Annotated in this window: 22 protein-coding genes; 9 read left to right on the top strand and 13 right to left on the bottom strand. The window is 63.1% G+C overall.

The window, feature by feature from the left end:
* The first annotated feature begins 134 nt into the window (after positions 1-134).
* The gene (locus YUU_RS0146860) at positions 135-377 is read left to right on the top strand and encodes a GIY-YIG nuclease family protein (protein ID WP_027528281.1); all 243 of its coding nucleotides are present in this window, start codon (positions 135-137) and stop codon (positions 375-377) included.
* A gap of 5 nt (positions 378-382) precedes the next feature.
* On the opposite strand, the gene YUU_RS0146855 is transcribed toward YUU_RS0146860, so the two are convergent.
* The gene (locus YUU_RS0146855) at positions 383-844 is read right to left on the bottom strand and encodes a MarR family winged helix-turn-helix transcriptional regulator (protein ID WP_027528280.1); all 462 of its coding nucleotides are present in this window, start codon (positions 842-844) and stop codon (positions 383-385) included.
* A gap of 158 nt (positions 845-1,002) precedes the next feature.
* Between YUU_RS0146855 and YUU_RS0146850 the strand changes: the two genes are divergently transcribed.
* The 8 genes from YUU_RS0146850 to YUU_RS0146815 all read left to right on the top strand — a co-directional run bounded on the left by YUU_RS0146850 (position 1,003) and on the right by YUU_RS0146815 (position 8,497).
* On the top strand, positions 1,003-1,428 hold the full coding sequence (locus YUU_RS0146850; RefSeq protein WP_027528279.1) for an organic hydroperoxide resistance protein: 426 nt from the start codon (positions 1,003-1,005) through the stop codon (positions 1,426-1,428).
* A 186-nt stretch (positions 1,429-1,614) separates the two neighbouring features.
* Positions 1,615-2,820, top strand: coding sequence for a CaiB/BaiF CoA-transferase family protein (locus YUU_RS0146845; RefSeq protein ID WP_027528278.1), 1,206 nt, complete (start codon positions 1,615-1,617; stop codon positions 2,818-2,820).
* 452 nt (positions 2,821-3,272) lie between these two features.
* Positions 3,273-4,592 carry a sn-glycerol-3-phosphate ABC transporter substrate-binding protein UgpB gene (gene ugpB / locus YUU_RS0146840; protein ID WP_027528277.1) on the top strand — a complete coding sequence of 440 codons (1,320 nt, stop codon included), beginning with the start codon at positions 3,273-3,275 and terminating at the stop codon, positions 4,590-4,592.
* Positions 4,593-4,640: 48 nt separating this feature from the next.
* Complete coding sequence (ugpA, locus tag YUU_RS0146835; RefSeq protein ID WP_027528276.1) at positions 4,641-5,522, top strand: sn-glycerol-3-phosphate ABC transporter permease UgpA; 882 nt, start codon at positions 4,641-4,643, stop codon at positions 5,520-5,522.
* Positions 5,522-6,370 (top strand): sn-glycerol-3-phosphate ABC transporter permease UgpE, encoded by an 849-nt coding sequence (gene ugpE, locus YUU_RS0146830; protein ID WP_027528275.1) that lies wholly within the window; start codon positions 5,522-5,524, stop codon positions 6,368-6,370. The genes ugpA and ugpE overlap by 1 nt, the downstream gene beginning before the upstream one ends.
* 5 nt (positions 6,371-6,375) lie before the next feature.
* Positions 6,376-7,467 (top strand): sn-glycerol-3-phosphate import ATP-binding protein UgpC, encoded by a 1,092-nt coding sequence (locus tag YUU_RS0146825; RefSeq protein ID WP_027528274.1) that lies wholly within the window; start codon positions 6,376-6,378, stop codon positions 7,465-7,467.
* A 280-nt stretch (positions 7,468-7,747) separates the two neighbouring features.
* The gene (locus YUU_RS0146820; protein ID WP_011083554.1) at positions 7,748-8,173 is read left to right on the top strand and encodes an Hsp20 family protein; all 426 of its coding nucleotides are present in this window, start codon (positions 7,748-7,750) and stop codon (positions 8,171-8,173) included.
* A gap of 51 nt (positions 8,174-8,224) precedes the next feature.
* The gene (locus YUU_RS0146815; RefSeq protein ID WP_027528273.1) at positions 8,225-8,497 is read left to right on the top strand and encodes a DUF1150 domain-containing protein; all 273 of its coding nucleotides are present in this window, start codon (positions 8,225-8,227) and stop codon (positions 8,495-8,497) included.
* A 252-nt stretch (positions 8,498-8,749) separates the two neighbouring features.
* Here YUU_RS0146815 and ptsN read toward each other — a convergent pair whose 3' ends face one another.
* The 12 genes from ptsN to YUU_RS0146755 form a co-directional block, all read right to left on the bottom strand.
* Complete coding sequence (ptsN, locus tag YUU_RS0146810) at positions 8,750-9,211, bottom strand: PTS IIA-like nitrogen regulatory protein PtsN (RefSeq protein WP_027528272.1); 462 nt, start codon at positions 9,209-9,211, stop codon at positions 8,750-8,752.
* 236 nt (positions 9,212-9,447) lie between these two features.
* Positions 9,448-10,041 (bottom strand): ribosome hibernation-promoting factor, HPF/YfiA family, encoded by a 594-nt coding sequence (hpf, locus tag YUU_RS0146805; protein WP_027528271.1) that lies wholly within the window; start codon positions 10,039-10,041, stop codon positions 9,448-9,450.
* Positions 10,042-10,205: 164 nt separating this feature from the next.
* On the bottom strand, positions 10,206-11,828 hold the full coding sequence (rpoN, locus tag YUU_RS0146800) for an RNA polymerase factor sigma-54 (protein WP_027528270.1): 1,623 nt from the start codon (positions 11,826-11,828) through the stop codon (positions 10,206-10,208).
* 91 nt (positions 11,829-11,919) lie between these two features.
* Positions 11,920-12,906: an LPS export ABC transporter ATP-binding protein gene (lptB, locus tag YUU_RS0146795; RefSeq protein ID WP_027528269.1), complete on the bottom strand. Its 987-nt coding sequence runs from the start codon at positions 12,904-12,906 to the stop codon at positions 11,920-11,922.
* 212 nt (positions 12,907-13,118) lie between these two features.
* Entirely contained in the window at positions 13,119-13,829 is a 711-nt protein-coding gene (locus YUU_RS0146790) for an LptA/OstA family protein (protein ID WP_027528268.1), read from the bottom strand.
* Positions 13,826-14,563, bottom strand: coding sequence for an LPS export ABC transporter periplasmic protein LptC (gene lptC, locus YUU_RS0146785; RefSeq protein WP_027528267.1), 738 nt, complete (start codon positions 14,561-14,563; stop codon positions 13,826-13,828). Before lptC ends, YUU_RS0146790 begins: the two co-directional genes overlap by 4 nt.
* Before the next feature lie 139 nt (positions 14,564-14,702).
* Positions 14,703-15,317 (bottom strand): ribonuclease D, encoded by a 615-nt coding sequence (locus YUU_RS0146780; protein WP_027528266.1) that lies wholly within the window; start codon positions 15,315-15,317, stop codon positions 14,703-14,705.
* 162 nt (positions 15,318-15,479) lie between these two features.
* Complete coding sequence (locus YUU_RS0146775) at positions 15,480-16,820, bottom strand: hypothetical protein (protein WP_027528265.1); 1,341 nt, start codon at positions 16,818-16,820, stop codon at positions 15,480-15,482.
* 19 nt (positions 16,821-16,839) lie between these two features.
* Positions 16,840-18,579, bottom strand: coding sequence for a DUF6798 domain-containing protein (locus YUU_RS54640; protein WP_051390302.1), 1,740 nt, complete (start codon positions 18,577-18,579; stop codon positions 16,840-16,842).
* On the bottom strand, positions 18,579-19,907 hold the full coding sequence (locus YUU_RS0146765) for a UbiA family prenyltransferase (RefSeq protein ID WP_027528264.1): 1,329 nt from the start codon (positions 19,905-19,907) through the stop codon (positions 18,579-18,581). Before YUU_RS0146765 ends, YUU_RS54640 begins: the two co-directional genes overlap by 1 nt.
* Positions 19,908-20,284: 377 nt before the next feature.
* Entirely contained in the window at positions 20,285-21,154 is an 870-nt protein-coding gene (locus YUU_RS55705; protein WP_051390301.1) for an efflux RND transporter periplasmic adaptor subunit, read from the bottom strand.
* 27 nt (positions 21,155-21,181) lie between these two features.
* Complete coding sequence (locus YUU_RS0146755; protein WP_027528263.1) at positions 21,182-22,054, bottom strand: bile acid:sodium symporter family protein; 873 nt, start codon at positions 22,052-22,054, stop codon at positions 21,182-21,184.
* Positions 22,055-22,060: the final 6 nt, after the last annotated feature.

Genomic DNA, 22,060 nt, shown 5'->3' with positions numbered 1-22,060 from the left:
GGCTACGCGTGGCGCAGCCGCGCAGAGCCCGAAGGGTGAAGCGTGGTGTCCGGCGAAAAGCCCAAAGGGCGAAGACGGACTGCCCGACGCTCTATCCCCGCCCCCTCAGACGACTGCCCCGACGTGAGCCATCAATGTGGTACGTCTACATTATCCGCAGCATCGAGTTCCCCGACCAGGAATATATCGGCGCTACGGAAGACTTGAAGCGACGGGTTCCGGAGCACAACACCGGCAAATCCGCTCACACCGCGAAATTCAAGCCGTGGAAGCTGGTCTGGTACTGCGCTTTCCCTGACAAACTGAAAGCATTGGCGTTCGAAAAATATCTGAAGTCGCACTCAGGCCGCGCCTTCTCGAAAAAGCGGCTCTGCTAAGCCCCCTACTCCCCAATCACCGCATTCAGCCGGTCGCGTAGCGCGACGATCTCGTTTTTCATCGCGACCAGTTCGGGCACCGTGCAGTCGGATGCGGCCAGGATCGACTGCGGCACGCTGCGCGCCTTGTCCTTCAATGCCTGTCCCTGCGGCGTCAGCGCGATCAGCACCTGGCGCTCGTCCTCGGTCGAGCGGGTGCGCTTGACGAGCTGCGCGGCTTCGAGGCGCTTGAGCAGCGGCGTGAGCGTGCCGGAGTCCAGAAACAGTCGCTCGCCGATGTCCTTCAGCGGCACGCCGTCGCGCTCCCACAGCACCAGCATCACCAGATATTGCGGATAGGTCAGGCCGAGCCGGTCCAGCAGCGGCTTGTAGACACGGTTGAAGGCGTGCGCGGCGGAATAGACCGCAAAGCAGATCTGGTTATCGAGCCGCAGCGGCTGGTCAGCGGCCAGTTGTTTCCGAGCCATGGGAAAAGCCTCACGAGATTCGCTTCGACATTCTGGGGCGGAGCGGCGGCACATTCAATTGCGAACAATTAAATGTGAGGCCGCGCAATTTATATTGCACACAATCTAATTGTCTGCAATATATGCGGCACCCCAACCGGAAACCAGGGAGACCCAAGATGTCCGTGAATGTCCTCTACAAGACCAGCGCCAAGGCCACCGGCGGCCGCGACGGCCACGCTGCGACCCTCGACGGCGCGCTGGACGTGAAGCTCACCACCCCGAAGGAGCTCGGCGGCGGAGGCGGGGCGGGCAACAATCCCGAGCAGCTGTTTGCGGCCGGCTATGCCGCCTGCTTCATCGGCGCGATGAAGTTCGTGGCCTCCCAGGGCGGGCCGAAGGTTCCCGCCGACACCGCGGTGACCTCGACGGTCGGCATCGGCCCGCGTTCGGAAGGCGGCTTCGGCCTCGAGGTCGAACTGCTGGTTTCGCTGCCCGGCGTTCCCCGCGCGGAGGCCGAGGCGCTGGTCGAGAAGGCCCATCAGGTTTGCCCGTACTCCAACGCGACCCGTGGCAACGTCGACGTCCGCCTGAAGGTTGCCTAAAACCAGAGGCGGGCTGGCTGGCCCGAGATCCCCCTCGCGCCAGCCACTCGCCGCCTTGATATGCCACGCCGCGGGATTGGCCGCGGCGGCGCATGCGGCCCCACCCCGGGAGCCATTGCCGGCTCTCGCGAACCTCGCTAGGCCAGTGATCGAACATCGATCCTCCCTTAAGCGAAGGTTGCCGTCATGACTTCCGAAGCCGCATCCGGCGCAATGAGCGGACTGCGCGTCATTGATCTCACGCGCGTGCTCGGCGGCCCCTATTGCACGCAAATTCTCGCCGACCACGGCGCCGACGTGATCAAGGTCGAGCCGCCCGCAGGCGATGAGGTGCGCGAGTGGGGACCTCCCTTCCATGAGGAGGACGCGGCCTACTTCGTCGGCATCAACCGCAACAAGCGCTCGATCGGCCTCGACCTCGCCTCCGAAGGCGGCCGCGTCGTGCTGCTCAAGATGCTGGAGACGGCCGACGTCCTGATCGAGAATTTCAAGCCCGGCACGCTGGAGAAATGGGGCATCGGCAACGAGGTGCTGCGCGAAAAATTCCCGCGCCTCGTGCATTGCCGGATCTGCGGCTTCGGCGCCGACGGCCCGCGCGGCGGCAATCCCGGCTACGACGCCATCATCCAGGCCATGACCGGCATGATCGCGGCGACGGGCTCGCGAGAGAGCGGGCCGATGCGGATCGGCGTGCCGCTGGTCGACATCACCACCGGACTTTATGCGGCGATCGGCATTTTGATGGCGCTGTCGGAGCGGCAGCGCTCAGGGCTTGGGCAATTCCTCGAGACCACGCTCTACGAGACCGGCCTCGCGATCATGCATCCGCACACCGCGAACTACTTCATGCATGGCAAGCCCCCTGGCCTGACCGGCAACGAGCATCCCAATCTCGTGCCCTACGCGATCTTCCCGACCCGCACGGACGACATCTTCATCGGCGTCGGCAATGACGGCACCTTCCGCAAGCTGGCCAAGGAGATCGGCAAGCCCGAGCTCGGCACCGATCCGCGCTTTGCGCGCAACAAGGACCGCATCGCCAATCGCGAGGCGCTGCGCGCCGAGCTTGCCGCGGTGTTCAGCCAGCATGAGGCCGAGCCGCTGTGCGATCGCCTGCTCGCCGCCGGACTGCCCGCAGGTCCCGTGCAGAAGATCGACCAGGCGTTGAACAATCCGCACACGATCTACCGCGGCGATATCATCGAGAAGGACTGGTACAAGGGCGTCGCCTCGCCGATCCGGCTCGATCGCAGCAAGCCTAGCCTGCGCCGCGTGCCGCCGAAATTCAGCCAGCACGCCACAGAAGTGCTCGGCGAGTTCGGATATTCCAGCGCCGAGATCGAGGCGATGGTCGAGATGGGCACGGTCTGCGGCCCCGAGCGCAAGCGCTAGGGTTTCATGGAATAGCCTTCAGCGTCGCCGCAAAGGCACTGCGCCCCCTCTCCGGCTTGCGGGAGAGGGTTGGGGAGAGGGTGTCTCGCAACGGGACAATCCCCATGAGGATAGAACCCTCACCCGGCGCTACGCCATAGCCGAGGCTTTGCTTCGGCGTCTGTTAGAAGAACGGCCGCCGAAGGCGGCCTCGGCCTCTCCCGCAAGCGGGAGAGGTTTTCGAACCCGCGGCCTGATCATTAACTTCACGTCATCCAATGCCGCACTGCGGCGCGCCCCACGACTGCGCGCCGCGAACGGGCTCCCCGTACGCGGACGTCTTCGCCTATTTGACGGCTTCCCTTTTCCGGCGCTTGCCGCTTTCGTTTCGGCCGCTTACACAGTCACGTGAACGTCATATGGCGCTGCTAGCGCATGCGCACTTTGATGACGGCCCAAGGGAGGTTTTCTTAATGGCTCTTCGACAATTCGCTGCGGCTGCCGCCATTGCCGCCACGTTCGGCCTTGCCGCCTCGACGGCGCAGGCCGCGACGGAAATCCAGTGGTGGCACGCGATGACCGGCGCGAACAACGACGTCATCGTCAAGCTCGCCAACGACTTCAATGCGTCGCAGAGCGACTACAAGGTGATTCCGACCTACAAGGGCAACTACGCCGACACGATGAACGCCGGCATTGCGGCGTTCCGCGCCGGCAACGCGCCGCACATCATGCAGGTGTTCGAAGTCGGCACCGCGACCATGATGGCCGCGACCGGCGCCGTCAAACCGGTCTACAAGCTGATGGCCGAGACCGGCGAGAAGTTCGACCCCAAGGCCTACCTGCCCGCGATCACCGGCTACTATTCGACCTCGAAGGGCGAGATGCTGTCCTTCCCCTTCAATTCGTCGTCCACGGTCATGTGGATCAATCTCGACGCGCTCAAGAAGGCCAACATCGCAGAGCCGCCGAAGACCTGGCCTGAAGTCTTCGAGGACGCCAAGAAGCTGAAGGCCGCCGGCTATTCCACCTGCGGCTTCTCCGGCTCGTGGGTGACCTGGGTCAATCTCGAGCAGCTCTCCGCCTGGCACAACGTGCCGCTCTCGTCCAAGGCCAATGGTCTCGATGGCTTCGACACGGTTCTCGAGTTCAACGGTCCGCTCCAGGTCAAGCATCTCGAAAACCTGGTCGAGCTGCAGAGGGACAAGACCTACGACTATGCTGGCCGCACCAACACCGGCGAAGGCCGCTTCACCTCCGGCGAATGCCCGATCTACCTGACCTCTTCGGCCTTCTTCGGCAACGTCAAGGCACAGGCCAAGTTCAACTTCACCGCGGTGCCGATGCCTTACTATCCCGACGTCAAGGGCGCGCCGCAGAACTCGATCATCGGCGGCGCATCGCTGTGGATCATGGGCGGCAAATCGGCCGACGAGTACAAGGGCGTCGCGAAATTCCTGACCTTCCTCTCCGATACCGATCGTCAGGTCTACATCCACAAGGCGTCCGGCTATCTGCCGATCACCAAGGCGGCCTATGAGAAGGCGAAGGCAGAGGGCTTCTACAAGGATCAGCCGTATCTCGAAACGCCGCTGATCGAGCTGACCAACAAGGAGCCGACCGAGAATTCGCGCGGCCTGCGGCTCGGCAACATGGTCCAGCTCCGCGACGTCTGGTCGGAAGAGATCGAGCAGGCGCTCGCCGGCAAGAAGACCGCCAAGCAGGCGCTCGATACCGCCGTCGAACGCGGCAACACGATGCTCCGGCAGTTCGAAAAGACCGCCGTGAAATAAGGCGATGAGCGGCAGGCCGATCTCGCGGCCTGCCGCTCACCTCACATCATGCAAAAGCAAGCCATTTTCCAATCAAGGCTATTGCCGTTCGCGCTGGTTGCACCGCAGCTCGCGATCGTCCTGATCTTTTTCTACTGGCCTGCCCTGCAGGCCGTCATCCAGTCCTTCCTGCTCCAGGACGCCTTCGGACTCTCGACCAGCTTCGTCTGGTTCGACAACTACGTGGAATTGTTTGGGGAGCCCGCTTATTTCGAGGCGATCGTCCGGACCTTCTTCTTCTCGTTCGCGATCGCCGTCTCGTCGCTGTCCCTGGCGCTGCTGCTCGCCGTGATGGCGGACAGGCCGATGCGCGGCGGCACGCTCTATCGCACGCTGCTGATCTGGCCCTATGCGGTCGCTCCGCCCGTCGTCGGCGTGCTCTGGATCTTCATGCTGCACCCCTCGCTCGGTGTGCTCTCGCGCTATTTGCGCGACATGGGTGTCGACTGGAATCCGCTGCTCAATGGCAATCAGGCGGCAACGCTGGTCATCCTCGCCGCCGCCTGGAAGCAGGTCTCCTACAATTTCCTGTTCTTCCTCGCCGGCCTCCAGGCCATCCCGAGGAGCGTGATGGAAGCGGCCGCGATCGACGGCGCCCGCCCGATGCGGCGGTTCTGGACCGTGACCTTCCCGCTGCTGTCGCCGACCATCTTCTTCCTCCTGGTCATCAACATCGTCTACGCTTTCTTCGACACCTTCGGCATCATCGATACGATGACACGTGGCGGTCCTGGAACATCGACGGTAACGCTGGTCTACAAGGTCTATACCGAGGGGCTCCTGGGCGGAAATCTCGGCAGCTCCGCGGCACAGTCGGTGATCCTGATGGTGCTCGTCATCGTGCTGACGGCAATCCAGTTCCGCTTCGTCGAACGCAAGGTGACCTACTGATGGTCGAGCAAGAGGGCATCCGCCGCTACGTCGCGCATATCATCCTGTGGATCGGGATCGCGATCGTCGCCTTCCCCGTCTACATCGCGATTGTCGCCTCCACCCAGGACAACGCGCTGATCGCCAACGGACAGATGTCGCTGCTGCCGGGCGGGCACTTCCTCGAGGTCTACTACCAGACCATCGTCGTCGGCACGAGCGGAACGACCCGCGAGCCCGTCGGCAACATGATGCTCAACTCGCTGATCATGGCGATGCTGATCGCGGTCGGCAAGATCGCGATCTCGATCATCTCGGCCTATGCGATCGTCTATTTCCGCTTTCCGTTCCGGATGGCGATCTTCTGGATCGTCTTCATCACCTTGATGCTGCCGGTCGAGGTGCGCATCTATCCGACCTACAAGATCGTCGCCGACCTGCACATGCTCGACAGCTTTGCCGGCCTGTCGCTGCCGCTGATCGCGTCGGCCACCGCGACGCTCCTCTTCCGCCAATTCTTCATGACGGTGCCGGACGAGCTATTGGAAGCCTCGCGGATCGACGGCGCGGGACCTCTGCGCTTCTTCTGGGATACGCTGCTGCCGCTGTCGCGCACCAACATGGCGGCGCTGTTCGTGATCCTCTTCATCCTCGGCTGGAATCAGTATCTCTGGCCGCTGTTGATCACGACCCGCGACGACATGCAGACCATCCAGGTCGGCATCCGCAAGATGATGACCACGAACGACGCGCTGACCGAATGGCCGATCGTGATGGCGACCGCCGTGCTCGCGATGCTGCCGCCGGTGTTCGTCGTCGTCGCGATGCAGAAACTGTTCGTGCGCGGACTGGTCGAGACGGAGAAGTAGAGACTATGGCCAACGTCACCCTGCGCAATGTCCGCAAGACCTATCCGGGCGGCTTCGAGGCCATCAAGGGCGTCGACGTCGATGTCGGCGACGGTCAGTTCTGCGTGCTGGTCGGTCCCTCCGGCTGCGGCAAGTCGACGCTGCTCCGCATGGTCGCGGGGCTCGAGACCATCTCCGGCGGCGAGATCGACATCGGCGGCCGCGTCGTCAACCAGGTCGAGCCCGCCGAACGCGACATCGCGATGGTGTTCCAGAACTACGCGCTCTATCCGCATATGAGCGTCTACAACAACATGGCCTACGGCTTGCGCAATCGCGGCATGGCGGAAGCCGAGATCAAGACCCGCGTCGAGGAAGCCGCGCGCGTGCTCGAGCTCGCACCGATGCTCGAGCGCAAGCCGCGCCAGCTCTCCGGCGGCCAGCGCCAGCGCGTCGCCATGGGCCGCGCCATCGTGCGCCAGCCAAAGGTGTTCCTGTTCGACGAGCCCCTGTCCAATCTCGATGCCAAGCTGCGCATCGCGATGCGGGTCGAGATCCGCAAGTTGCAGCGCCGGCTGAACACCACGTCGATCTACGTCACCCACGACCAGCTCGAGGCGATGACGCTGGCCGACATCCTCGTCGTGATGAATGGCGGCCAGGTCGAGCAGATCGGCAATCCGCTCGCGATCTACGAGAAGCCGGCCACCACCTTCGTCGCCTCCTTCATCGGCGCGCCGCCGATGAATCTGATGTCGACGCGGCCGGACGAGGTCAAGACGCAGCTCGGCAGCAATGGCCGCGCGGCGGAGGCCGGCATCCTCGGCATCCGCCCGGAGGACTTCGTCATCACCGACCAGACGCCGGCCGGCGGCGTCGCGCTTGCCCTCACCGTGGAAGCCATCGAACGGGTCGGCGCCGAAACCTTCGTCTACGGCTCACGCCAGCAGGACGAGCAGCAGGTCGCCGCGACGCCCGGCGAGCTGCCGCCCGGCGAGGTCATCGTCCGGATCCCCGGAGCCGAGGCCCCCGCGATCGGCCAGAAGATCCGCGTCGCCGCGGTGCGCGAGAAGCTGCATCTGTTCAGCGCCGACGGCCGCAAGCGGATCGAGGCCTGAGGCTTTCCGTCACGGGCCATTAAAAATATCGAAAACAACCCCATGCAAAGTAGCCAGCGTGGGACTTGGTCATTTCCGGGGCTCGCGTCAGCGAGAACCCGAAATCGCGCCACAACCCCTAGATTCCGGATTCGGCGCTTTGCGCCGCCCGGAGTGACGAACTCACAGCCCCCCGCTAGGTGCTTGAACCGGCACGGGGATATGCCCATATTGGGTCACAAGGGGTGCCATTCAGGGCCCTGAAACGTCAAAGTCGCTTTCCGCGAGGACTTTGTAAACTATGTCTCGTGTTCCCACGTTATCCAGTCCGTTCCTTCTGGGCTTCGACGAGATCGAGCGTGTGCTCGATCGGGTCGTCAAAGGCGCCGACGGTTATCCTCCGTACAATATCGAGAGGTGCGATCGGTCGGACGGCCAGCCCGAGCGCTTGCGCATCACGCTGGCGGTCGCCGGATTCACCCGCGACCAACTCGATGTAACCATTGAGGAAAACCAGCTCGTGATCCGCGGGCGTCAGCAGGACGACAAGACCCGGCAATACATCCATCGCGGCATCGCCGCGCGCCACTTCCAGCGCACCTTCGTGCTGGCGGAGGGGATGCTGGTGCTGGGTGCGGATCTGAAGAACGGGCTGTTGTCGATCGATCTTGCCCGGCCGGAACCGGAAAGGATCGTTAAGACAATCGCTATCAATGAGCACGAATAATGGAACGAGTAGCGGACTCGACCGCTTAGTTTCGAGAGAGGAGTCGAGACCATGAGTAACGGTCATGTTGCGTTCGAATACGAAGCCAACAACGTCTCACCGGAGACGCTGGCAACCCTCGGCGAGGGCCACATCGCCTACGTGAAGCAGATCCGCTCGGAGGACGTACCCGACCTGTTTCCCGAGGCGCCCAAGATTGCGCCAGGCCTCAAGCTCTTCGCGCTCCACGCCGCCGACGGCACGCCGATCATGCTGACCGACAGCCGCGAAGCCGCGATCGCCAATGCCTGGAGCAACGAGTTGCAGGCGGTGAGCGTGCACTGAGCCGCGCGCTTCGCATCGATAGAATTTCAAGCGGGCATGCCTTCACACGAAGGCATGCCCGTTTTGCTTTGAGCTGCAGATCGCTTGCAGTCTCCTCGTCATTGCGAGCGTAGCGAAGCAATCCAGGCTGCTTCCGCGGAGGCAATCTGGATTGCTTCGTCGCTTCGCTCCTCGCAATGACGGCGCTTGTGGAGACGCCACGTCTCAAGGTGAGAACACCGGGCGGATCAGCAGCCCGATCGGCTTGCCGAATTACGCCGCGCTCGCCGGCGGCAGCGCGAGCACGGAGTAGATCGCCTGCGCATCGCGCGAGGCGCGCAGCTTCTTGGCGATGTCCTGGTCACGCAACAGGCGGGCGATACGCGCCAGCGCCTTCAGATGATCGGCGCCCGCGCCTTCAGGTGCGAGCAGCAGGAAGACGAGATCGACCGGCTGGCCGTCCATCGCCTCGAAATCGATCGGGCGATCGAGCCGCGCGAACAGGCCAAAAATCTTTTCCAGCTTGGGCAGCTTGCCGTGGGGAATCGCGACGCCATAACCGACCGCGGTGGTGCCGAGCTTTTCCCGCTGCAACAGCACCTCGAAGACAGAGCGTTCGTTCTGCCCCGTGAGCTCGGCGGCCTTGGCAGCGAGTTCCTGCAAGGCCTGCTTCTTGCTGTTGACTTTCAATGCCGGGAGAATCGCCTCGGGTGCGACCAGATCGGTAATCGGCATGGAGCTTTCCGAGGTGAATTAAGCCGTCAGGTTCCGAATTGGCCAACTTGGTAGACCAGATTTGGCCGGCGTCAAGAAGGTGAAGCAGGAGGCGGACTTAGCCCCGGCCCTGATGTGGGGCGCTTCTACTCCAACGCAATCCCGGTGCCAACTCCCGCAAGCGCCTTTTACCGTGCTCATCCTTAAAGACAGGAGTCATACGGGGAAGGTCCCAGAACCCTCGATGGCAGGCTGGGCTAACTCCCGGAATTGGACCCAGGAGGGTCGATCCAGCCGACATTGCCATCCGCCCGGCGGTAAATGATGTTCACCCGGCCGCTCGAGCCATGCTGAAATACCAGGCAATGGGCGCCGCTGAGGTCGAGTTCCATGACCGCTTCGCTGACCGAGAGCTGCCTCAAGGAGGTGGTCGATTCCGCGATGATGACAGGGCTGTAGCCGGTGACTTCGTCCTCGCCCTCGCCCGGGGCCTCCAGGACGTAAGCCGTGGCGTCCAGCGCGGCCAGCGCCGCGGAGGCAGCGGCGGTCTTGCGGGCCGACCGGTCCTTCAGCCTGCTCTTGTAGCGCTTGAGCCGCTTCTCGATCATCAGCAGCGCCTGGTCGGCGCTGGCATAGGCATCCGACGCGTTCGAATCGGCTTCCAGCGTGATCCCCGAATCGAGGTGCAGCGCGCAATCGGTGCGGAAGCCGAACCCGTCCTTGCTCAGCGTAATGTGGCCGGAATAATTGCCGTCAAAATATTTGCGCAAGACCTCGTCTGTGCGCTCGGTGACGCGGCCGCGGAGGGCTTCGCCGACGCTGATGCTTTTGCCCGAAATCCGGAGAGTCATATGATGCCTCGCCTGGTTGGTGCCAAAGCGCGATGACATCGCGCGTTAGGCTGTTGTTTGAGCATGATCTTTTCGGAAAACCGCTTCGCACTTTGCCGGATCATGCTCGAGCCTGGGCCGATCTCAAGGGAGCTTGAGAGTAGCGCGATTTGAGGCGCGCGCAATCAGGCCGGCTCGGTGTTGCGGGAGCGATCGGACAGTGCGGTAGAGAGGACGTTCCCAAGAGCGCTCTGCTTGTCGCGACGGCGTTGTACCGAAGAGGGAATGCGCATGGCTTCGCGGTACTTCGCAACCGTGCGCCGGGCGATATCAATGCCGGACGCACGCAACCGTTCCACGATCGTGTCGTCCGACAGGATTGCGGACGGCTCCTCCGAATCGATCAGCTGCTTGATGTGGTGGCGGACGGCTTCGGCGGAATGCGCCTCGCCGCCATCGGCCGACGCGATCGACGCTGTGAAGAAATACTTCAGTTCAAAGGTGCCGCGATTTGTCGCCATGTATTTGTTGGCGGTGACGCGCGACACCGTGGATTCATGCATCTGGATGGCGTCAGCAACCGCTTTCAGGTTGAGCGGCCTCAAGTGCGCGACACCATGGGTGAAGAAGCCGTCCTGCTGGCGCACGATCTCGGTTGCGACCTTCAGGATGGTGCGGGCGCGCTGATCGAGCGCGCGCACCAGCCAGGTCGCGTTCTGCAAGGCATCGGTGAAATAGGACTTGTCGCCATCCTTGCCGATTTTCTTCGACAGCTCGGAGTAATAGGTCTGGTTCACGAGCACGCGCGGCAGAGTGTCGCTGTTGAGCTCGACATGCCAGCCGCCGTCGGGACCCGGACGGACATAGACGTCCGGCACCATGGTCTGGAGGCGCGAGGAGCCGAACTTCATGCCGGGCTTGGGATCGAGGCGGCGGATCTCACCGATCATGTCGGCGATATCCTCGTCGTCGACGCCGCAGACCTTGCGCAAGGAAGCGATGTCGCGCTTGGCCAGGAGATCGAGATTCTCGACCAGCGCCTGCATCGCCGGGTCGTAACGATCGAGCTCCCGAAGCTGGATCGCCAGGCATTCGCTCAAATTGCGCGCGCAGACGCCGGGCGGATCGAATTTTTGCAGCACCGCAAGAACGTCCGCGACATCCTGCTGCGATGCACCAAGCCGCTCGGCGGCCTGGCCGAGATCCGGCGGCAGATAGCCGGCCTCATCGACGAGGTCGATGAGATACTGCCCGATCATGCGCTGCGCCGGCGCGGTGAACGCGACCGAGAGCTGCTCGGCGAGGTGGTCGGACAGCGTCGTCTCTGCCGCGACAAAAGCTTCGAGATTGTAGTCCTCGTCACCGGAGGCGCCGCCGCCCCATTCGGTATAGACGCTCGGCGCCGCATCCTGCGCATTGCGCGCCGCGGCTTCCGCCGGCTCTTCCGAGAAGACGTTGTCCAGCCCGGTATCCAGCGTCTGCTCGATCTCGGCGCGGGTGCCGAGATCCTTGCTCAGCCACTCTTCCTGACCCGGCTCGAAGGCTTCGCCTGAACCGCCGCCCGGCTCGTCGCCATGGCTGCCGCCGGAATCGTCGCTATCGCTGAATTGGGCCGTTTCCGTCGGGGCATCGCCCGGGGGCTGCTCGTCGCTCGCCCGCTCGAGCAGCGGATTGCGCTCGAGTTCCTCCTCCACGAAGGTCGTAAGATCGAGATTGGACAGTTGCAGCAGCTTGATCGCCTGCATCAACTGCGGCGTCATCACCAGCGACTGCGACTGCCTGAACTCTAATCTCTGCGTCAGCGCCATGAAGCAAGAACCGTTCCCAAAAATTTGGTCCGATTTTTGCTTATCCTAGTCTGAGCCCGATGTACACGTCTTGACGAAAGCGAAAAACGGGCTAGAGGCGGAACTCCTCGCCAAGGTAAAGACGGCGGACGTCCGGGTCGTTGACGATCTCATCCGGGCTACCCTCGGTCAAGATTTCACCGGCATAGACGATATAGGCGCGATCGGTGAGGCCGAGCGTCTCGCGCACGTTATGGTCGGTGATCAAGACGCCGATGCCGCGGTTGGTGAGGTGGCGCACCAGGTCCTGGATGTCGCCGACCGCGATCGGATCGATGCCGGCGAAGGGCTCGTCGAGCAGCATGTAGTTGGGACGGGTCGCGAGCGCACGCGCGATCTCGACGCGGCGGCGCTCGCCGCCGGACAGCGCAATCGACGGCGATTTTCGCAAGCGCGTGATGTTGAACTCGTCGAGCAGCGAGTCGAGCTGCTGCTCGCGCTTCTTGCGCGAGGGTTCCACTACTTCGAGCACGGCGCGGATGTTCTGCTCGACGGTGAGGCCGCGGAAGATCGAGGCCTCCTGCGGCAGGTAGCCGATGCCGAGCCGCGCGCGCTGATACATCGGCAGCTTCGTCACGTCATGGCCGTCGAGTTCGATCGCGCCGCGATCGGCCTTGATCAGCCCGGTGATCATGTAGAACACGGTGGTCTTGCCGGCGCCGTTCGGCCCGAGCAGGCCGACGGCCTCGCCGCGGCGCACATAGATGCTGACGCCGCGCACCACCTGGCGGCTGCCAAAGCTCTTTTCCACGCTATGCACAGCCAGGAGGCCGGGCCGGCGCAAGAGCTGCGGACCGCCCGAACCGTTGGTCTTGGTGGCGGTCTGGGCCGGCCTGGCGGCGGGTTGGGGACGAGGCCGCGGCGGTTCCTGCGCCGGTATCGGCTGCTCGCGCGCGATCGGCGGCGCGTCCCGCACCGGGCTGGTCAGAAGGCTGCCGACGCTGTCACCGAGCGCGGTGATGTCGTCGCGCAGGCGCGCAAATCCTGGCCGGCCACGTTTGGCGGGGCGCCGACGGAACATGCTGAATAAATCGACCATCCCCGCTGTCTCAAGCCTTTCACGGTGATCCCGCGATCTGCCGCCCCGGCGCGATTCGCCGGCACAGCATGAGTGAAAGGATGCCTCCTGCCCAGAGAAACACCCTCGATCCCTTATCGGCGGATCCCGCTGCCGAGCCCGCTGGGGTAGATACAGTCTTGTCGGGCGGGCTTCAACCTCGCTCCGACAGCACCGTACACAAGTTGTTGAATTTACTTCTGTTTAGCTGCGCCCGGCAGCGCCAAAGGCGGGCCGGCGCCGGGCTTGGAGGAGCCGCAATCGCCGCCGCCGCCTTGCGGGAGCAGGGCCTGGACCTTGCCGCTGTCGGATTCCACACGCGACACCCCGGTGGTCATGTCGACCATCAGGCGGTCGCCGCGCAGCACGTTCTTGCACTGGGTCAGGACCACGCCGCCGAGCATGGTGATGAGATTGGTCTTGGTGTCGAACACCGCGGTCTCGCCGGTCACCACTTGGTCCTTCTGGGTCACCACGACATTGCCGCGCGCTTCCAGCCGCTTGATCGAGGAGCTGCCGTTCGGCCCTGGCGTTGCCGATTGCATCGGTGCCGCCGCCTTGGCGTTTTTCGCCGCCGGCTGCGGTGCCGCGGGCTTGTCGCCGCCGGATTCGTAGAACACGACCAGCGTCTTCGACGTCATGGTGGTGTCGCCCTGCACGACCTTCACGTTGCCGGCGAAGGTCGCTTCCTTCTTCTTGTCGCGCATTTCGAGCGAGGCGGCCTCGATCTGGATCGGCTGATCGCGGTTCTGCGAAAACCCCTGCATGGCGTTGGGCACGCCCTGCATGGTGCTCTGCGCATGCACTGCTGCGACAAGTGCCGCACCAAGCGTGAGCGCGCCGGCGCTGAACGCAACGCTCTTCGAAAAACCGTTGCGCAAAAGGTGCTTCGTCATGGAGATCATCTCGAGGTCGCAGACTTGTTTTGGAGCGAGCGCGTTTTCGCGGGTGGTCGCGCGGGCTCGGCAGGTGCTGGTGGCGCGGCCGCCGGCTCGTCATTGCCTAGCTTGTCCAGATACATCACGACGTGGCCTTCGAAGCGGATCACCTCGCCGCCCTCCATGATCTTCAGGCGGTCGGAGGTCAGGGTGCCGTTGGTCAGCTTGACGTCGACATGCTCATCCGAGGTGACCGTGTTGTTGGCCATGTCGACGAAGGCCTGGCTGAGACGGGCCTCATAGCCCGACGACGTCCGCAGGAAGATATCCTTGCGCAGATCGAGCTGCTGCTGCTTGTTGTCGAAGGTTCCGTTGAGGGCATCGAGGAACACGGTCGATTGATCCTGCATCAGGAGCTTGGCCCTGAGCTTGTGCAAATCGACATGATCGGCATCCCTGATGTCCTGGGTCGCGGTCTTGGCCCAGAGCTCATAGGGCCGCTGGTCGGGCGTGTAGCCCGACAGGTGCGGCGTTTCCATCGTGATCTTGGTGCCGGAGACCACCAGGTTTCCGGGATCGAAAGCCACTTCCTTGGTGGTCCGGAACTTGTTGAAGGCCGAGACGAAGATGATCATGGCCATCGCCATGACGACGGTCACCGGCACGGCGATGCGCAGAATGTGGACCAGCCGGCTGTGGCGCGCCGCTGCCGCGAAGCGCGCCTCCAAGGCATCATAGGCTGGGGTCTGGACCGAACTCACTGCTGCTCCGGGGCGCCCGTTGACGCCCGATTGTACCCGGCGCCGCCGGAATATGCAGCCCGCGACAGGCCGTTACGACTGTGTCCGAAACGGGGCGGCCGGGGCGCCCCGAGGCACCCTCCCGGCCGGCAGGATCTCCTTAAGAGTGCGCAAAAATGTCCTCGGCCTCCCAGCCCTGCAAATCGAGCTTCGCCCGCGTCGGCAGGAAGTCGAAACAGGCCTGGGCCAGCGCGGTGCGGCCCTCCCGCACCAGCATGGCATCCAGCCGTTCGCGCAAGCTGTGCAGGTGCAGCACGTCGGAGGCGGCGTAGGCGAGCTGCGGCTCGCTGAGGCTGTCTGCGCCCCAATCGCTCGATTGCTGCTGCTTGGAGAGATCGACATTGAGCACCTCGCGGACGAGGTCCTTGAGGCCGTGGCGATCGGTGTAGGTGCGGGTCAGGCGCGAGGCGATCTTGGTGCAGTAGAGCGGCGTCGTCATCACACCGAAGGCCTCATACAGCACGGCGATGTCGAACCGCGCGAAATGGAAGATCTTCGTGATCGAGGGATTGGCGAGCAGCGCCTTCAGGTTCGGCGCGTCGGTATGCCCTTTGGGGATCTGAACCACGTCGGCGCTGCCGTCGCCCGGCGAGAGTTGCACGACGCAGAGCCGGTCGCGATGCGGGTTCAGGCCCATGGTCTCGGTGTCGATCGCGACCGACCCGGTGTAGCGGGACAGGTCCGGCAGATCGCCGCGATGCAGGCGTACGGTCATGGCGTTTCAAACCTCAGTCGAATCGATGCAGCCTTGCAGGCTAATGGGCGGAACGGGAACTGGCGAGGGTCGGGCGCGCGAGCGAAATCCGAAAAGTCTGGGCTAGCCCTTCGTCCCCGCTTCGGCGGTGTATCCGCTGGCAGATATCCGCGCAAGCCGACCTCAGGGACGCTGATACTTGCCAAAATCAGCCAGGAAGACCCAGAAGCACAGCAGCGCTGCGAAAAGCTGAAGGAAGCCGCCTTCGATGGCGCCGCCGGAGATCGAGACCAGGGTCGGAATGAGGATTGCGACGGTCAGAACGGCCACTATCGCCGTGGCCGGAAGATCGACGATGAGAACGGCGGCATAGATCGCCAATTCAAAGAAGGCATATTCCTTGAGCCGCGGCGAACAGAGATAGAGTGCATACATCGCCAGAACCGTGATGCGCGCGGCGTCGCGGGGATGATCGATCAGCCATCGATCCAACCTGTTCGCAAGCCATCCGGTCTCGGGCGAGACCCGACCGGCGATGGCGCGCGATACGGACAAGGCGAATGGCGCCAGCACGAGCGCGATCGCCGCAAGCCCATAGAGGGCGAACACGAGCGCTTCGCTGCCCGCCAGATCCCAACGTTTTGCCAGGCCCTGGACGAGAATGAAGAGCGAGGGATTCATCCTGTCCTGGGCGACGCCAAGCTGCCCGGGAATTTGACCGGAGATGGCGCGGAGCCAGCTTGGGAAGAGGTCGGCGTAAAACACCATCGAGATCAGGATCGGCAAAACGAACATGCCGACTGCGACGGCGATCAGGATGAGTTTGCGAAAGCGCGGCTGCGGCAGGAAGTAGAGTGAAGCAAGGACGGGACAGAAGACCAGCTTGAATGATGTCACCAGGCCGAGCACGGAGGCACCGGTCAAGCGCAGCATGAAGCTCGTGTTGTCTTCCTCTTCAAGCGGACTGAGCAAGAGCGCCAGCGCAACCGCCGTCAGCAAGCCGGTCAGAATCGAAAAATTCCCGGACGCCAGTGTCCATTCGAAGCCGACGAACGCTCCGAGGGCACAAAGCACTCTGAGACATGTATCGCGCAGGCCCGCACGGGGCGCGCCAAGACTGGGCAACAGCAGTCCGCAGAGAATGCCGAGGACGAGATAGACGGCGCTGTGATGATCAACGAGCAGTCCCGTGGAGCACAGGGGCCGGAAGACATCCAATGTCACCGGCAGATAGGGGTATGCGAACGTGGTGTTCTTCAAATTGCCGATGAAGTAGGGGTCAAGCCCCGCAACATAGGCATCGACCCCCGCGCAGTTCACGTGAAGGTCCCACCCGAGTTGCCCGCTCGAGTTGCCGTCGACGACGAAGCTTGCAAGGACCGGGATGGCGAGGAGCGCAGCAAAAAGCATCAACCAGGCGTTCGGCAGTTGGCCGATGCCGCCAGCGGGATACGACAAGGCGAGCCCAGCTTTCCCGACCGGCGTCTCCATCACGTTCGGCCGCTTTACGTTGCCGTTGGCCATGTGGAGCGCCCCGGCGCCTTCAGAGCCCTGCGGCCTGGCGTTTCGCGGCGGACACGCAGAGATGGGCGGTGCGGAACAGCACGCTGCTGCTGTCCTGCGACGACACCGCGTCGCACTTCTCGACGACATAGCCGATGCCCTCGCGCGCGGCATAGGCGAGCTTTGATGCGTGATCTCCGAGTCCGGCCGTCTCGGTCATGCGCTGGTGCCAGACCGCGTAGTAGGACGGCGTCCACATCGCCGCCGCACCGCGCTTGTAGTCGACCCAGACCCGGCGGTGCGAGACGAATTCGAAGTTGCCCTGCCGCGACAGGGCAATGTCCGCTATCGACGGCGTCGGTTTTGCGTCAAGGTCGGGTCTCGGCGGCACGATGAAAGTCGCGCTTGTCGGCGTCGACATGCGCGCCCAATTGCCTACATCCGCCCATTCCTGCGCCCCCTCGGAATAGGCCCGATCGAACACGAAATAGTTCCAGGCGCCCAGCGGAAACAGCACGCATCCGGCCATGGCCAGCAACGCGTACCCGACCCTGCGACGATAGGCAGGCACGGTTTCCGTCGCTTCGCGAATATGCCGGGCTGCCAGGATGATTGGAATGGCAATCAGGAATGCGACATCGCCCAGATAGAGCGCCAGCACGATCGCGCAGCCGGGCAGGAATAGGGCAGAACTGTCACGACGCAACCAGCACGTGGCGAGCGCGGCAATGGCGAGGCCCGCCAACAGATGAATGATCGTACCCGAGCGAAGCAGCTGAATGTTGAGGAGGAAAGGTGACGTGCTCAGGGATGGCAGGACGACGCCGAGCAGATAGAGGAGGATCGCCCCGAGATAGGCGACCTGCAGCTCCCGGCCCGTCGGCCCGAACCAGTAAAGCGCGATTGCACCGAGGGCCGCGATCTCCGCTATCTGGAGGATGCCGGACATCGAGATCGAATCGATCAGGGAGTGGCCGGCAAAATATTCGCGGAGATAGGCGGCATAGTCCACGCCAAGCGACTTGCCTAGCTCGGGATTGGACAGGATCGCGTGCAGCACCGGAAACATGATCGGCGCGGAGATCACGAGGCCGATCGCGGTCCGCGAACAGACCGCAGCGATGGTCGTCTCCTTCTTGATCAGAAGGTAGATGCCGATGAACGCCAGCAGCGGCGCGAGCCAGATCGCCATGAACGCATTGACGAAGAACGTAACGCCGAGGGCGACGGTCGCCGCCGTGAAGCGCCCCCGGGCCGCGAAATAGACGCCTAAGAGAATGGTGCCGTTCGCGATTTCCGAGTGCGTGAAATAGTTGATGAACAGGCCGCCGGTACCGGCAGGGCTATAGCCCAAAAGCAGCGGCATCGAGCAGACGAGCAAGGTGAACACAATCCTGTCGCGCCGATCGGTGATGCCGAGGAGCGACGCGCAGCACAGGAAGCCGAGGACAGAGAACAGCCTCGACAGAAAATTCAGGACGAAGAAAACCAGCTCGGTGTGGTCAAAATATTTCTGGCTGTCGCTCAAGACGATCCAGACGCCGGATGCAAAGTAGCGCATCGACTGGATGAACGCGTCGTCCTGATACTGCGGCTCATTGAAGAGGCCGGCAACGATCGGAAGGTGGAAGATGTTGTTGTCGACACCGAAGACGAATCCACTCGTCAGGATCGACAATAGCGAGCCGGCCAGCGCAATCGTCAGCGTCTCGATGAGGGGAGCGGAAACGCTCGCGGCGCCCTCCCGGTCGATTGGCATATTCAGACTTGTTTCGGTCATCAGATCGCTGCCAGCATGATGCAGATCATCGCCATCACCGTGATCCGGCTGGCGTTGTCTCTGAAGGTGTAGAGGATCGGGTCGTCCGGCATCTCGCGGCGATGCGCCATCATCAGCGCGCGGCCGAACCAGTAGAGCAAAAGCGGATTGAGCAGCCACAGCATCCAGGGCCGGCTGTAGAGCGTCATCACCGCCGAGGACGAGACGTAGAGCGAGAACACGATCACCGCATTCATGCCGCTCGCCGCGGCCATTGCCGCGATGACCTGGAGATCGCCGATCCTGTAGTCGCGGTTGGCGGGATCGGAAAGGCCGGCACCCTGCCGCAATGTCAGCTCGCTGAAGCGCTTGATCAGCGCCAGCGAGGTGAACACGAACAGCGAGAACATCAACAGCCATTCGGACAGCACCACGCCGATACCGGCAGCGCCACCGACGATGCGCAGCGTATAGAGGCCGGCGAGCGTGACGACGTCGAGCAGCATCTTGCGCTTCAGCAGAAGCGAATAGGCGATCGTGGTCGCGAGATAGGCGGCAAGCACGGCGGTGAAGACGCCGGAGATGCAGAGGCTGGCGGCGAACGCGCCAAGCCACAGCACGGGAATCGCGAGCAGCGCGGATGCGATCGGCAGATCACCGGCCGCAAGTGCGCGATGGCGCTTGGTCGGATGCTGGCGGTCGGCGGCGAGATCCAACAGATCGTTCATCAGATAGGCGCCGGACGCGCAGGCCGAGAACGCCAGGAAGGCCAGGAGTGCCGCGCCGAGCGCCGACAGGCTCATCTGATGCGCCGTCACCAGGGGAACGAAGACCAGCGTATTCTTGGCGTATTGATAGACGCGGAGCGCGTTCACCCAAACCTTCAGGCCGACCGAAGTCTTCAGGCCGGCCTTGCGATCGGCACCCGGGGCATCACGATGGCCGACATAGTCGAAGTCGTCGAGATCAGCGGTCGCGACCACGCCGTCGAAACCGAGATGCGCGGCGATGCCCTCGGCATGGTGGCGCAGCCGGGAGGCGGTCACATAGACCTTGCGGCCCTGCGCGCGCGCTGCGAGCGCCAGGTTCAGGACGTCCTGCTCATAGGGAAGGCTGGCATAGTCGAGCCTGGCGCCCTCGACGAGGTGCAGGAGCTTGTCCTTGCGCCAGCTCCCGGCGGCGCGCAGGCGGCCGAGCATGTGTCCGGGCTCGCAAAGCAGCGCCTCCAGCAACAGATCCGAGCGCAGCAGCGCGCCTTCGAGCTCAAGGACCAGCGCACGCGGAGCGGCCGTCGGGACCGGCTGCGGCTCCAGTTCAAGGAGATCGTGCTGCCATTGGGGCTGCTCCATTCGAATACGCGCTCTTAACTGGCTGGCATGACCGGCCAGCGGCCGGGGAGCAGGGAAATGGACGGCCAAAACCGTAATTTCCAAACGCTAAGGACGGCTTAATCGGACTGGAGAAGGTGGGGCGGGATTTCGGGGATCAGGAACCGGCCGAAATGGTTTGGCGCCGGGTAGCCCATTCGGACCAATGGCAACGCCAAGGCCCCGATTCGGCCGTCACATCAGGGAGCTACCGAGAAAAATGGTGCCCAGGAAAGGACTGGATCGCCACTGTCCGGAACCCTTGAATTTTGCTGGGTTTTCGAGCCGACCGGCCAAAGTTGTGTACCGGAATTGTGTACCGAACAGACGCGCAGGAAACAACCCTCTTACTTTTACTTCTACTTCGCCCGGATTGATGACTGAAGGGTTACGTTGAGGCCGGGCCTCAACAGATAGTCCGGATTCGGAAACTCCACAGCTATCTCGGTCGTCTGCGTTGCAACGTCAAACTCGTAGCTCCCCGCGACGAGACGTCCCCTGTGCGGATACTTGTCGCTGTTTGGCAGGACGATGCTGAACTCACGCCGCTCGGCAATCTGCTCGATACTCGGGACCGTTTCGCCGCGCTGAAAATACATGGCGGCAGGCGCCTGGCCGACCACACGGATCGGATCCAATTGGACGATGGTGGCGAGACGACTCTGATCGCGCGCTTCCTTGGTGATATACGTGCCTTCCTTGACCAAGGGACGACTGATGATCCCAGAGATTGGCGCGTAAAGCTTCGTTTGCTGCAAGACCAGTTCGGCAAGCTGCAGGTTGGCGCGCGCTTGGTCGGCCTTGGCCGCCGCGAGATCCCGCTGTGCTTCCACTTCCAGCAACTGCATTTGGGAGTTAACGTTGCGGGTCCGGAGGGTCTGCGCGTTCTTCAGCTTTACCTCGACAAGGCGCAATTGCGCCTCGGCCTCTTTCAGGCTCGCCTCGGCAACCGCGACCGATAGTTCTTTGTCCTTTGACGCGAACTCGAACAGAAGATCGCCTTTCTTGACCGGTTGTCCCGCGGTGAAGTTGATCTTGAGCAGAAGTCCATCGATTCGGGGCGCCACTTCCGCTTCGCGCGCGGCGGCCACCGTTCCCTTGTACTCAAGGACGTCAGGCGCGTCCGGTTGCTGCGCGACGGCCGCCTGGATCATCAGGCAAGCCACGGCGAATGTCGGGATGCTCCGCAGACGGAGCGATCTCAAGCGGTCGATCTCAATTGCGGTCATTGCAGCCTCCTGTGCAGTCACTCGTATTCAACGTGCGCCGGGGGTCGCGGACCCGGTGGTACGCAGCCGTTTGCGCCACAGTTGGTAGGGAACGACGACGATCTCGCTCACGATGACGGCGAGTAGAACGCCGATCGGCGCCAGCGGTTGATCCATGAGACCGGCGACGACGATGGCAACGCCGGGGTGACGCGAGACCGTCGCAAACGCGAGCACGGTGCGGTCGTCCTCACCGGGGCCACCGAGAAAATGGCCGACGGCGAGTCCACCCAGCGTCATGATGGCGATTGCCGTCAATGTGCCTTCCTGGATGACCAATCCCAGGCGCGACCAAACGAAAATCAGGAGCACGACGTTGCAGATCGCAAGCACAGCAGTGCTTACCGTCTGGAGCGCGGAGTTCCACCGCGTCGCCGCCGGCCACCACTGCCCGATTGCAAGGCCGATGCCGAGCGGCAGCAGCACAGAACTGATGACCACTTGCGCGACCGACAACGGATTGACATGCAGGTCCCCGCCTAAGAGCACCTGCATCAACTCGACGGTAAGCGGTGTAAGGACCACCGACAGCACGATGCTTGCGAAGAACAGCCCTCGCGCGTAGGCGGCATTTCCGGGCGCGACGAGTGGGAGCATGCCCTGCGAGAACAGAGATCCCACTGGCGCGACCGCGAGCGTAACGAGCGCGACGGTCACCGCGGGGTGCAGCGAGAACATCTTGCAGACGAGCACGGCAATGATTGGCGCCAGCAGGTTCATGGCGACCAAGGACCGCAAAAGAAGCGAAGGTCTGCTGAAGAGATATCGCAAATCCGCGGGCGCGACACGCATGCCCACTGCCAGCACCGCTAGAAAGATACTGGCCGTCAACGCGAAGCCTATGAGCGCTAACACGCTCATGCCTCT

The sequence above is a fragment of the Bradyrhizobium sp. Ec3.3 genome (genome assembly GCF_000472925.1).
GTDB lineage: Bacteria > Pseudomonadota > Alphaproteobacteria > Rhizobiales > Xanthobacteraceae > Bradyrhizobium.
This window is presented reverse-complemented; position numbering and strand designations above follow the sequence as displayed.